We start from the raw sequence: 12,645 nt of genomic DNA, 5'->3' as shown, positions 1-12,645 counted from the left end.
CACAAACCCCGCCTTTTGAGCGGGGTTTGTGTTTTTTTGGGTTTAGGATTGGGATTGGGATTGGGATTGGGATTGGGATTGGGATTTTGGGGGCGCTTCGCGCCCCAGCGGGAGCAAGCTCCCTCGCCACAGCAAGCTGCCTCGCCACAACAAGCCGTCTCGCCACAATGTGTGTTTCTAACGCATTACCACATCAGGTCGTCAGGGATCTGGTAGGCGGCGTACGGATCATCCTCATCCGGCACCTGGCTTTCGGTCAGCACGTTCATCTGGACGATGCGCTCTGGCGCCCGCTCCTGGATCTTCAGCGCGGCTTCGCGCGGGATCACCTCGTAACCGCCACCGTGATGCACGATCGCCAGGGAGCCGTTGCTCAGCTTGTTACGCATCAGCGTGTTGACCGACAGGCGCTTGACCTTCTTGTCATCCACGAAGTTGTAGTAGTCCTCGGTGGTCAGCTTGGGCAGGCGCGAGGTTTCGATCAATTGCTTGACCTGCGCAACGCGGGCCTTGGCCTCGGCTTTTTCCTGCTGCTGACGGTTCAGCTCCTGGTCGCGCTTGACCTTTTCGGCATGCGCCTGGATGGCCAGGCGCGCCTGGCTGTCGTCCGCTTCGGCCTGGCCTTTATGCACCAGGCGCTGCTGTTTCTGTTTCTCTTTGCCGACCTGCTTGGCCTGCTTTTGGTTGACCAGGCCTGCTTTGAGCAACTGGTCGCGAAGGGAAATGCTCATGGTGCTTACTCACTTGGGCAACGGCTCAGCCGCAGCTGGACAGATTCTTTTCCTGGCGTTTGGCTTCGCCCCACAGGGCGTCCAACTCTTCGAGGGTGCAATCTTCTATGGGACGGTGGGTCTCGCGCAATGCCTGTTCGATAAATCGGAAACGTCGTTCGAATTTAGCGTTGGCTAAACGCAAGGCTGCTTCCGGGTCGACCTGGAGGTGACGGGCCAGGTTGACCGCCGCAAACAGCAGGTCACCTACTTCATCGGCGATGGCTGCCGGGTCGTTATCGGCCATGGCTTCGAGCACTTCATCCAGCTCTTCGCGCACGTTATCCACCACGGGCAACGCGGCCGGCCAGTCGAAACCCACCTGCCCGGCGCGCTTTTGCAATTTGGCGGCGCGGGAAAGCGCCGGCAAGGCCGTGGGTACATCATCCAGCAAGGACAGTTGCTCCGGTGCGTCGGATTTTTCCGCACGCTCCTCGGCCTTTATTTCTTCCCAACGCTGCTTGACCTGCTCTTCGCTCAGCTGCGGAATATCCAGCGGCGCGTACAAGTCTCCCGTGGGAAACACATGCGGGTGACGGCGAATCAACTTGCGGGTAATGCTGTCGATCACCCCGGCGAATTCGAAGCGCCCTTCTTCCCGCGCCAGCTGGCTGTAATACACCACCTGGAACAACAGGTCGCCCAGCTCACCTTGCAGGTGATCAAAATCCCCGCGCTCGATCGCATCGGCGACTTCGTAGGCTTCTTCCAGGGTGTGGGGGACGATGGTGGCGTAGGTTTGCTTGATGTCCCACGGGCAACCGTATTGCGGGTCGCGCAGGCGGTTCATCAGGTGCAGCAGGTCTTCAAGTGAATACATCAGTCTCTTTCCGCAGAAGTGGGAACGCTGAGGATCAAATGTGGGAGCGGGCTTGCTCGCGAAGGCGTCGTGTCAGTTGCCTGATATTTGACAGACACATCGCCTTCGCGAGCAAGCCCGCTCCCACATTTCAGTCCGCGCTCATCCAGCTACTCATGGCGTGCGATTACGCCGGGTCTCAATAATGTTCGGCAACTGGGAAATACGCCCCAGCAACCGACCCAACGCGTCCAGCCCCGGAATCTCGATGGTCAGGGACATCAGCGCCGTGTTGTCCTCTTTGTTCGAGCGGGTGTTGACCGCCAGCACGTTGATCCGCTCATTGAGCAGCACCTGCGACACATCACGCAGCAGCCCGGAACGGTCGTAGGCACGAATGATGATGTCCACCGGATAGGTCAACACCGGCACCGGGCCCCAACTGACCTGGATGATCCGCTCCGGCTCGCGCCCGCCCAGTTGCAACACCGAGGCACAGTCCTGGCGGTGAATGCTCACCCCGCGGCCCTGAGTGATGTAACCGACGATGGCGTCGCCCGGCAATGGCTGGCAGCAGCCGGCCATTTGCGTCATCAGGTTGCCGACGCCCTGGATCTGGATATCGCCGCGCTTGCCCGGCTTGTAGCCGGTGGCCTTGCGTGGAATCAGTTCCAGCTGCTCGCTGCCACGCTCCGGCTCAACCAGTTGCTGGGCCAGGTTGACCAACTGCGCCAGGCGCAGATCGCCGGCACCGAGGGCGGCGAACATGTCTTCGGCGATCTTCATGTTGGCCTTTTCGGCCAGCTTGTCGAAGTCCACCTGCGGCAGACCCAGGCGTGCCAATTCGCGCTCGAGCAAGGTCTTGCCGGCGGCGACGTTCTGGTCGCGCGCCTGCAATTTGAACCAATGGACGATCTTCGCCCGCGCCCTGGACGTGGTGATGTAGCCCAGGTTCGGGTTCAGCCAGTCGCGGCTCGGCGTACCGTGCTTGCTGGTGATGATCTCGACCTGTTCACCGGTCTGCAGGCTGTAGTTGAGCGGCACGATGCGCCCGTTGATCTTGGCGCCACGGCAGTTGTGGCCGATCTCGGTGTGCACCCGGTACGCAAAATCCAGCGGTGTGGCGCCCTTGGGCAGGTCGATCGCGTGGCCGTCGGGGGTGAAGATGTAGACCCGGTCAGGTTCGATATCTACCCGCAGCTGGTCGGCCAAACCGCCGATGTCGCCCAGCTCTTCGTGCCACTCCAGCACCTGGCGCAACCAGGAGATTTTCTCTTCGTACTGGTTCGACCCGGCCTTGACGTCGGTGCCCTTGTAGCGCCAGTGAGCGCATACGCCCAGCTCCGCCTCTTCGTGCATCGCGTGGGTGCGGATCTGTACTTCCAGTACCTTGCCCTCGGGGCCGATCACTGCCGTGTGCAATGAGCGGTAACCGTTTTCCTTGGGGTTGGCGATGTAGTCGTCGAATTCCTTGGGGATGTGCCGCCACAGCGTGTGCACGATACCCAGCGCGGTGTAGCAGTCGCGCATTTCCGGCACCAGCACACGCACGGCGCGCACGTCGTAGATCTGGCTGAAGGCCAGGCCCTTGCGCTGCATTTTGCGCCAGATGGAATAGATGTGTTTGGCCCGGCCGCTGATGTCGGCTTCAACGCCGGTGGCCTGCAATTCGGTGCGCAGTTGGCTCATCACATCGGCGATGAACCGCTCACGGTCCAGCCGCCGCTCATGGAGCAGCGTGGCAATCTGTTTGTATTGATCGGGTTCGAGGTAACGGAAGGACAAGTCCTCCAGTTCCCACTTGATATGGCCGATGCCCAGGCGGTGGGCCAGCGGCGCGTAGATATCGAACACCTCGCGGGCGACGCGGTTGCGCTTTTCGTCGTCGGCGGTTTTCACCGCCCGAATCGCGCAGGTACGCTCGGCCAGCTTGATCAAGGCGACGCGCACGTCGTCGACCATCGCCACCAGCATCTTGCGCAGGTTTTCCACCTGGCCCTGGGTGCCCAGCACCATCGACTGGCGAGGGCTGAGGCTGGCACTGATCGCCGCCATGCGCAGCACGCCGTCGATCAGCTTGGCCACCACGGTGCCGAAACGCTGGCTGATGGTGGGCAGCTGAATGTGCCCTTCGCGCACGCCGCGATACAGCACCGCCGCGATCAGCGAATCCTGATCGAGCTTGAGATCGGCGAGGATCTCGGCGATTTCCAACCCGGTGCGAAAGCTTGAAGTGCCTTCGGCCCACAGGTTCTTCGCCGCATTGTCTTGCTGTTCAGACTCACGAGCGAACTCGCAGGCTGCTTTCAAGGCTTCACGGTCCAGTGCCGGGTCGACACTGATGGCATGATCCAGCCATGCCTCGAGATTGATACTGCCGTCGGTGTTGATCGGCTGGTGTGCTCTCACCTGTACCATCTTGCTTACCTTCCCTACGACGCACCTTTTAGTGCGTCAAAATCATCGCTGACCTGCTTTACAAAAAAAGCTTGTGCACGCTCCCTGGCAGGTCACAGGCCCAGGAGATGCAGGCCAGTCGGATTAAACGGGCATCCTAGCCCGCTTCAAATAACGCCATGGCCTCGACATGGGCCGTCTGGGGAAACATGTCGAGGATCCCGGCACGTTTTAGCCGGTAGCCTTGCTTGACCAACTCGACCGTGTCCCGCGCCAGCGTTGCCGGATTGCAGGACACATACACCAGGCGATCAGCCCCCAGGGTAGCGAGCTTGCGCACAACCTCCAGGGCACCATCGCGGGGTGGGTCCAAGAGTACCGCAGAAAAGCCCTGTTTGGCCCATTCCGCGTCGGTCAAAGGCTGGGACAAATCGGCCTGAAAAAACTGAACATTATGCAAATTATTGCTGACGGCATTCTGTGCCGCCCGGTCCACCATGGCCTGCACGCCTTCCACCGCCACCACTTCCCGCACTTGGCGGGCCAGCGGCAAGGCGAAGTTGCCCAAGCCACAAAACAAATCCAGCACCCGCTCGTCGGGCTTCGGCGCCAGCCAATCCAGCGCCTGGGCGACCATCGCCTGGTTGACCCCGGCGTTGACCTGCACAAAGTCTCCCGGGCGGTACGCCAACTGCAAATCCCACGGTTCCAGACGATAGCCCAAGGCCTGGTCTGGTTCGACCGGTTGCGGCTGGCCCTCGCCATGCAGCCACAGTTGGGCTTCATGGAACGTGCAAAATTCCTGCAGGATCGTCAGGTCCGCTTCGGACAAGGGCGCCATGTGTCGCAACAACACGGCAATCGACGAACCACTGAATAATTCCACATGCCCCAATGCCTGAGGCTTGCTCAAGCGCCGCAGCATGTTGGGCAAACGCTGCATGATCGGTTGCAAGGCCTGTACCAGCACCGGGCAATCGTCGATGGCGACGATGTCCTGGCTGGCCACGGCACGAAAGCCGACTTCAAGTTTCTTCGCCTTGGCATCCCAGCGCACGGCCACGCGGGCGCGGCGACGATAGCCGAATTCCGGCCCACTCAAAGGCGCGGCCCACTCCTGGGGTTCGACACCGGCCACACGGGATAATTGCTCGGCGAGCATGCGCTGTTTCAGGGCGAGTTGTTCGTCATGGGGCAAGTGTTGCAGGCTGCAACCGCCGCAACGGCCGGCGTGGACACAGGGTACCGGACGGCGCAGTTCGCTGGCGGTAAATACGCGCTCGGTGCGCGCCTCGACCACTTTGCCGTGGGCGCCCAACACCCGCGCTTCCACCTCTTCACCGGCCAGCGCACCCATGACAAACCAGGTGCGGCCTTCAAAGAACACAATGCCACGGCCGTCGTTGGCCAGGCGCTCGATGGTCAGGCGCTGCTTCTTGCCTACAGGAATCTGTGGGGCCCGGCTGCCGCCCGTCGGTTGGAAGCGCAGGCCTCTCTCGTGCTTGGCCATCAGTTGGGCGCGTCGAAAATGCCGGTCGACAGGTAACGGTCGCCACGGTCACAGATGATCGCGACGATCACCGCGTTTTCCAACTCCTGGGACAAGCGCAACATCCCGGCCACGGCGCCACCGGACGACACGCCGCAGAAGATCCCTTCTTCACGGGCCAGGCGGCGGGTGGTGTCTTCGGCTTCACGCTGGGCCATGTCGATGATGCGATCGACGCGAGCCGCGTTGTAGATCTTCGGCAAGTACTCTTCGGGCCAACGACGGATCCCCGGGATCGCTGCGCCTTCCATCGGTTGCAGGCCGACGATCTGGATCTCGGGATTCTGCTCCTTGAGGTAGCGCGAGTTGCCCATGATGGTGCCGGTGGTGCCCATTGAACTCACGAAGTGAGTGATGGTGCCCTGGGTCTGGCGCCAGATTTCCGGGCCAGTGGTGGTGTAATGCGCCTCGGGGTTGTCGCCGTTGGCGAACTGGTCCAGCACCAGGCCACGGCCTTCGGCAGCCATACGCTCGGCGAGGTCGCGGGCGCCTTCCATGCCTTCTTCCTGGGTGACCAGGATCAACTCGGCGCCGTAGGCGGTCATCGCCGCCTTGCGCTCGGCGCTGCCGTTGTCGGGCATGATCAGGACCATCTTGTAGCCCTTGATCGCCGCGGCCATGGCCAGGGCAATCCCGGTGTTACCGGAGGTGGCTTCGATCAGGGTGTCGCCGGGCTTGATCTGCCCACGCAACTCGGCGCGGGTGATCATCGACAACGCCGGGCGGTCCTTGACCGAGCCGGCCGGGTTGTTCCCTTCGAGCTTGAGCAACAAGGTATTGCTGGTGTTGCCCGGCAAGCGCTGCAAGCGGACCAGCGGGGTGTTGCCGACGCAATCGGCGATGGTGGGGTACTGCAAGGTCATGGCGTATTCGCAATCCAGACTGCGGGGGCGACTATCATACCGGGAAAGGCTGGCGGGCCATATCACGCAAAGTGTGGTGCTTATCGCTTAATGGAATAAGTCAGGCGGGGCCGTGGTTTCTCTGGAACACTTCATCGCCCATCGCAACAATCTGTCCTTCGATCAATGCCTCGAACGGTTTCAGCAGCGGCTCAAATGAGGTGGGCGCTTCAAGCACCTGCAACGCCTGCACGATGGCCTCCACCGTCGACAACGCTCCGGGCCCCGGTGCCTTGCGCAGCCGATAACGGGACACGGCGCCTTCCGCCAGCGTCACCCGAGGCAGCGCCGCCAATAAAGGATTGAGGTGCAGCAACTTGCGCGCCTTGCGCCAGGTACCGTCCGGCACCACCAGCAGCAACGGTTCGTCGGATGGCGTATAGGCCTGCAAGGGTTGGGCATTTTCGTCCGGAAACAACAGACGCGCCTGATAACCCGGCGGATTCAACAACGCCTGCAAATCCTCAAACACCTCCCCCACCACCAACTGCGCATTCACCAAGCCAAGCGCCGCCAACCGCGCGGTATTCAAGGCGTGATTGACCTCACTCGGATGCTGCAACAGCAACACCCGGGTTCGGCTATCCAGCCGGGGAATCAGCGCGCACAGGCAATGGGTGGTGGGCCGCAGGCAGCGGGAGCATTGGGGTCTGGACATGGGTTTTCAGGCCTGGTTGAGCTGGGCTTTGAGTAAATCGCGGAAGGTCTGGATCAGGGGTTCGCGGCTGCGGCCCCGGCGCATGATCATCGAGAACGGCGCCTGGTAACCAAAGGTCGCCGGCAGCAGTACCCGCAAATCCCCTTTGTCGGCCCAGGCCTGGGCGTAGTGTTCCGGGAGGTAGCCGATGTAGGCGCCGGACAGCACCAGGATCAATTGCGCCTCCATACTTTCCACCGTGGCGGCGCTGTGCTTGAAGCCGTGACGCGCCAGTTCGGCCTGGCTCCAGTAACCACGACCGACCATGCGTTGCTGGGTGATGACTTGTTCGGGAATGCGCCGCTCGTTGAACAATGGGTGACGGGTGCTGCAATACAGCCAGTGCTGTTCGCGGTACAGCGGCATATAGATCAGCCCGCTCATCCGGTTGGAAAACGCACCGATGGCCAGGTCCAGGCGATTATCCTGGACGCCGAGTTGCAACTCGTAAGGACTCATCACCGACAGGTGCAAATGCACCGCCGGGTGTTCCTGACTGTAGGCGCCGATCACTTCGGCAAACGGCAAGGCCTTGTCGCTGACGGTGGAGTCGAGTACGCCGAGTTTCAGGGTGCCGCGCAGTTCGCCTTTGAGCGCGGCGGCGTATTGCTCGAAGCCTTCCAGCTCGCCCAGCAGGCGCAGGGTTTCCTGATGGAACAACTCGCCCTTGCTGGTGAGGCTGAACCCGCCCCGCCCGCGATGGCACAGCACCAGGCCCAACGCGGCTTCCAGCTGGCTCATGTAAGTGCTGATGGCCGAGGTCGACAGGTTGAGTTCGTGCTGGGCATTGGCGAAACCCTGGTGCCGCACGACGCTGACGAAGATGCGCAGGAGTTTCAGGTCGGGCAAGGCGTTGGCCATGGGCTCTCCAGAGGCAAACATAAAACCTGTGGGAGCGGGCTTGCTCGCGAATGCGGTGGATCAATCGAACCCTCCGTGACTGACACACCGTATTCGCGAGCAAGCCCGCTCCCACATTTGAACCGAGTTTACCTCAGGCATTAGTTTAGAAAAATCTGAACTAAGTATTTGCCCCTGCCGATTCTTCCCTTCCCATGCATTTCGCAGAATCGGCTTCTAATAAACAAAACGATGAGGCAATCCCGTGGACAAGATTTTCCACCAACCACTGGGCGGCAACGAAATGCCGCGCTTCGCCGGCATCGCCACCATGATGCGTCTTCCCCATCTGCAATCGGCCAAGGGCCTGGATGCCGCCTTCGTCGGCGTGCCCCTGGACATCGGCACCTCCCTGCGTGCCGGCACCCGTTTCGGGCCGCGGGAAATTCGCGCCGAATCGGTGATGATCCGCCCTTACAACATGGCCACCGGCGCCGCGCCGTTTGACTCGCTGTCGGTTGCCGACATCGGCGACGTGGCGATCAACACCTTCAACCTGCTGGACGCTGTGCGCATCATCGAAGAAGCCTACGACGAGATCCTCGAACACAATGTGATCCCGATGACCCTGGGCGGTGACCACACCATCACCCTGCCGATCCTGCGGGCGATCCACAAGAAACACGGCAAGGTCGGGCTGGTGCACATCGATGCCCACGCTGACGTCAACGACCACATGTTCGGCGAGAAAATCGCCCACGGCACCACCTTCCGCCGCGCGGTGGAAGAAGGCTTGCTGGATTGCGACCGCGTGGTGCAAATCGGCCTGCGCGCCCAGGGCTACACCGCCGAAGACTTCAACTGGAGCCGCAAACAGGGCTTCCGTGTGGTCCAGGCCGAAGAATGCTGGCATCACTCGCTGGCGCCCCTGATGGCTGAAGTGCGCGAGAAAGTCGGCGGTGGCCCGGTGTACCTGAGCTTCGACATCGACGGCATCGACCCAGCCTGGGCGCCCGGCACCGGCACCCCGGAAATCGGTGGCTTGACCACGATCCAGGCGATTGAAATCATCCGCGGCTGCCAAGGCCTGGATCTGATTGGTTGCGACCTGGTAGAAGTTTCGCCGCCGTACGACACCACCGGCAACACCTCGCTGCTGGGCGCCAACCTGCTGTACGAAATGCTCTGCGTATTGCCGGGCGTGGCGCACCGCTGATGAGCGCCCAGGCCGAGGTATTAAAAGCCGCGGCCGACCTGGTGTCGGCCTTCGCCCGCAATGACCGCGACGCCTACTTCGGTTCGTTCAGTGCCGATGCCAGCTTCGTGTTCTACACCCTCCCCCAGCCGCTGCTGAGTCGCGATGCCTACCAGGTGTTGTGGGACAGCTGGCGCCGGGACGAGGGATTTGAGGTGCTTTCCTGCACCTCAAGCAACGCTTTCGTCAGCCTGCACGGTGACGTCGCGGTATTTGTGCATGACGTGGCCACCGAGCTGCGCATGAACGGGGAGCAATTCTTTAGCCAGGAACGCGAGACCATTGTCTTCAAGCGGCAAGGGGATCGCACACAACAAAAAGAAGGCCTGTGGCTGGCCTGTCACGAACATTTGTCCGCTATGCCGGAAGGGCTGCCGCCCCATTAGCCAATGTGATCGGAGCAGATCATGAATAATAAAAACAACGAAAACAGTATTCGCAACATAGAAACCAACGGCGTCGAACAGATCCCGGACCACGAACGTACCGCCGGGCCGAAGGATTTGTTTCGCCTGATTTTCGGCGGTGCCAACACCTTCGCCACCGCCGTGCTGGGGAGCTTTCCGGTGCTGTTTGGCTTGTCGTTCCAGGCCGGCGTCTGGGCGATTGTGCTGGGCGTGCTGGTGGGTGCGGTGATCCTCGCCCCCATGGGTCTGTTCGGTCCGATCAATGGCACCAACAACGCCGTGTCTTCCGGTGCGCACTTTGGTGTGCACGGGCGGATTGTCGGCTCGTTCCTGTCGCTGCTGACCGCTATTGCGTTCTTCTCACTGTCGGTGTGGAGTTCAGGCGATGCGCTGGTGGGCGGTGCGAAACGTCTGGTGGGCTTGCCGGAAACCGACCTGACCCTGGGCCTGGCCTACGGCGTCTTCGCCATTCTCGTGCTGACGGTGTGCATCTACGGCTTTCGCTTCATGCTGTGGGTCAACCGCATCGCAGTGTGGGCGGCGAGCCTGCTGTTCCTGCTGGGGATCTTCGCCTTCGCGCCGGCCTTCGACAGCCACTTCGCCGGCACCGTTGCCCTCGGCCAGACCGGCTTCTGGGCGGCGTTTATCGGTGCAGCACTGGTGGCCATGAGCAACCCGATTTCCTTCGGCGCGTTCCTCGGTGACTGGTCGCGCTACATCCCGCGGGAAACCTCGAAGATGCGGATCATGCTGGCGGTGGTGTTTGCGCAGATCGCCACGTTGATCCCGTTCCTGTTCGGCCTGGCCACCGCGACCATCGTGGCAGTCAAGGCACCGGACTATATCGCGGCCAACAACTATGTCGGCGGCCTGCTGGCGGTGGCACCGAGCTGGTTCTTCCTGCCAGTGTGCCTGATCGCGGTGATCGGCGGCATGTCCACCGGCACCACCTCGCTGTATGGCACCGGCCTGGACATGTCCAGCGTATTCCCGCGCCTGCTGTCCCGGGTCAAGGCAACGCTGCTGATCGGGGTGATGTCGATTGCCTTCATCTTTATCGGACGTTTCGCCGCCAACCTGGTGCAGAGCGTGTCGACCTTCGCCGTGCTGATCATCACCTGCACCACGCCGTGGATGGTGATGATGATCATCGGCCTAATCGTGCGCCGGGGTTACTACTGCCCGGATGACCTGCAAGTGTTCACTCGCGGCGAAACCGGCGGGCGCTACTGGTTCAGCCATGGCTGGAACTGGCGCGGCCTGGGGGCCTGGATCCCGAGTGCGCTGGTGGGCCTGTGCTTCGTCAACCTGCCGGGGCAGTTTGTCGGGCCGCTGGGCAACCTCGCCGACGGCATCGACATCAGCTTGCCGGTGACCCTGGGCCTGGCCTCGCTGGTGTACCTGACACTGCTTCGCGTGTTCCCTGAACCGGCTGCCGTCTACGGACCGACTGTGGCGAGGGAGCCTGCTCCCGTTCGACTGCGCAGCAGTCGCGAGGCTGCCTGATGAATTGCGTGGAATGGATTGGGGCTGCAATGCAGCCCAGCGGGAGCACGCTCCCTCGCCACACAGCCCCCTTTAGCCCCACATAAAAAAGATAATCGGAGACTCGCCGTCATGGCCTTAGATCTATTCGTCGTCCTCATCTACGCCGCCGGCATGCTGGTGCTCGGCTACTACGGCATGCGCCGCGCCAAGACCCATGAAGACTACCTGGTGGCCGGCCGCAACCTCGGCCCGACGCTGTACATGGGCACCATGGCTGCCACGGTGCTGGGCGGTGCGTCCACCGTCGGCACCGTGCGCCTGGGCTATGTACATGGTATTTCCGGTTTCTGGCTGTGCGCCGCGCTGGGCGCGGGGATCATTGCGCTGAACCTGTTCCTGGCCAAGCCGCTGCTGAAACTGAAAATCTTCACCGTGACCCAGGTCCTGGAGAAACGCTACAACCCCATGGCCCGCCAGGCCAGTGCGGTGATCATGCTGGCCTACGCGCTGATGATCGGCGTGACCTCGATCCTGGCCATCGGCACCGTGCTGCAAGTGTTGTTCGACCTGCCGTTCTGGATGTCGGTATTGGTAGGCGGTGGCGTGGTGGTGGTGTACTCGACCATTGGCGGCATGTGGTCGCTGACCCTGACCGACATCGTGCAGTTCGTGATCAAGACGGTCGGCCTGATGTTTATCCTGCTACCAATCTGCCTGTACCGCGTCGGCGGTTGGGATGAATTGGTGGCCAAACTGCCCGCGTCGAATTTCAGCTTCACTGAAATCGGCTGGGACACCATCATCACCTACTTCATGATCTACTTCTTCGGCATCCTGATCGGCCAGGACATCTGGCAACGGGTGTTCACCGCCCGCGACGAAAAGGTCGCCCAGTACGCAGGCACCTTCGCCGGTTTCTACTGCATCCTCTACGGCCTGGCCTGTGCGCTGATCGGCATGGCCGCCCACGTACTGATCCCGGACCTGGACAACGTCAACAATGCGTTCGCCGCCATCGTCAAAGTCTCGCTGCCCGACGGTATCCGCGGCCTGGTGATCGCCGCTGCACTGGCCGCGATGATGTCCACCGCCAGCGCCGGCTTGCTCGCCGCTTCCACCGTATTGACCGAAGACCTGCTGCCGCGCCTGCGTGGTGGCAAGCAGTCGAGCTTGAAGATCAACCGTCTGTTTACCTTGCTGACCGGTATCGCCGTGTTGGGTATCGCGCTGGTGGTGAGTGATGTGATCAGCGCACTGACCCTGGCATACAACCTGTTGGTGGGCGGCATGTTGATCCCGCTGATCGGGGCGATTTTCTGGAAGCGTGCGACAACTTCCGGGGCGATCACCTCCATGACCCTGGGTTTTGTGACCGCGCTGGTGTTCATGATCAAGGATGGTTTGGACGCCAATACGCCGATCTACTACAGCCTGGGTGTGGGCCTGGTGAGTTTTGTGCTGGTGAGTTTGCTGTCCCGTCGTCCGGAGGCTGTTGCGGCTCGGGCGATCTGAACGAATAGTTGAAAGTAGCTTTCTTCAGC

At 61.6% G+C, this 12,645-nt stretch carries 11 protein-coding genes; 4 read left to right on the top strand and 7 right to left on the bottom strand.

Annotation, left to right across the window (positions count from 1 at the left end; translation table 11 throughout):
• Nucleotides 1–185: 185 nt before the first annotated feature.
• The 7 genes from V6607_RS07975 to V6607_RS07945 form a co-directional block, all read right to left on the bottom strand.
• On the bottom strand, nt 186–731 hold the full coding sequence (locus V6607_RS07975; RefSeq protein ID WP_003210740.1) for a DUF2058 domain-containing protein: 546 nt from the start codon (nt 729–731) through the stop codon (nt 186–188).
• Nucleotides 732–756: 25 nt separating this feature from the next.
• Nucleotides 757–1,590 carry a nucleoside triphosphate pyrophosphohydrolase gene (mazG, locus tag V6607_RS07970; RefSeq protein WP_003210739.1) on the bottom strand — a complete coding sequence of 278 codons (834 nt, stop codon included), beginning with the start codon at nt 1,588–1,590 and terminating at the stop codon, nt 757–759.
• Nucleotides 1,591–1,743: 153 nt separating this feature from the next.
• Nucleotides 1,744–3,987 carry a GTP diphosphokinase gene (relA, locus tag V6607_RS07965; protein WP_008438176.1) on the bottom strand — a complete coding sequence of 748 codons (2,244 nt, stop codon included), beginning with the start codon at nt 3,985–3,987 and terminating at the stop codon, nt 1,744–1,746.
• Between the two features lie 136 nt (nt 3,988–4,123).
• Nucleotides 4,124–5,476: a 23S rRNA (uracil(1939)-C(5))-methyltransferase RlmD gene (rlmD, locus tag V6607_RS07960; protein ID WP_134325923.1), complete on the bottom strand. Its 1,353-nt coding sequence runs from the start codon at nt 5,474–5,476 to the stop codon at nt 4,124–4,126.
• Nucleotides 5,476–6,378, bottom strand: a complete 903-nt coding sequence (gene cysM / locus V6607_RS07955) for a cysteine synthase CysM (RefSeq protein WP_003210736.1) — start codon at nt 6,376–6,378, stop codon at nt 5,476–5,478. Before cysM ends, rlmD begins: the two co-directional genes overlap by 1 nt.
• 100 nt (nt 6,379–6,478) lie before the next feature.
• Nucleotides 6,479–7,075: a DTW domain-containing protein gene (locus V6607_RS07950; RefSeq protein WP_134325922.1), complete on the bottom strand. Its 597-nt coding sequence runs from the start codon at nt 7,073–7,075 to the stop codon at nt 6,479–6,481.
• A gap of 6 nt (nt 7,076–7,081) precedes the next feature.
• A complete protein-coding gene (locus V6607_RS07945; RefSeq protein ID WP_003210734.1) occupies nt 7,082–7,975 on the bottom strand; it encodes a LysR family transcriptional regulator in 894 nt (297 codons plus the stop codon).
• A 244-nt stretch (nt 7,976–8,219) separates the two neighbouring features.
• Between V6607_RS07945 and speB the strand changes: the two genes are divergently transcribed.
• The 4 genes from speB (at nt 8,220) to V6607_RS07925 (ending at nt 12,616) form a co-directional block, all read left to right on the top strand.
• The gene (speB, locus tag V6607_RS07940; protein WP_003210733.1) at nt 8,220–9,170 is read left to right on the top strand and encodes an agmatinase; all 951 of its coding nucleotides are present in this window, start codon (nt 8,220–8,222) and stop codon (nt 9,168–9,170) included.
• Nucleotides 9,170–9,595, top strand: coding sequence for a nuclear transport factor 2 family protein (locus V6607_RS07935; protein WP_134325921.1), 426 nt, complete (start codon nt 9,170–9,172; stop codon nt 9,593–9,595). Before speB ends, V6607_RS07935 begins: the two co-directional genes overlap by 1 nt.
• A gap of 21 nt (nt 9,596–9,616) precedes the next feature.
• Nucleotides 9,617–11,122: a cytosine permease gene (locus V6607_RS07930; RefSeq protein ID WP_003210731.1), complete on the top strand. Its 1,506-nt coding sequence runs from the start codon at nt 9,617–9,619 to the stop codon at nt 11,120–11,122.
• 111 nt (nt 11,123–11,233) lie between these two features.
• Nucleotides 11,234–12,616, top strand: coding sequence for a sodium:solute symporter (locus V6607_RS07925; RefSeq protein ID WP_003210730.1), 1,383 nt, complete (start codon nt 11,234–11,236; stop codon nt 12,614–12,616).
• Nucleotides 12,617–12,645: the final 29 nt, after the last annotated feature.

It is taken from the genome of Pseudomonas sp. KK18 (assembly GCF_037094675.1).
In the GTDB taxonomy this organism is placed as follows: Bacteria; Pseudomonadota; Gammaproteobacteria; order Pseudomonadales; family Pseudomonadaceae; genus Aquipseudomonas.
Note: the sequence above shows the minus strand (reverse complement) of the source record. Positions and strands in the feature narration are given on the sequence as shown.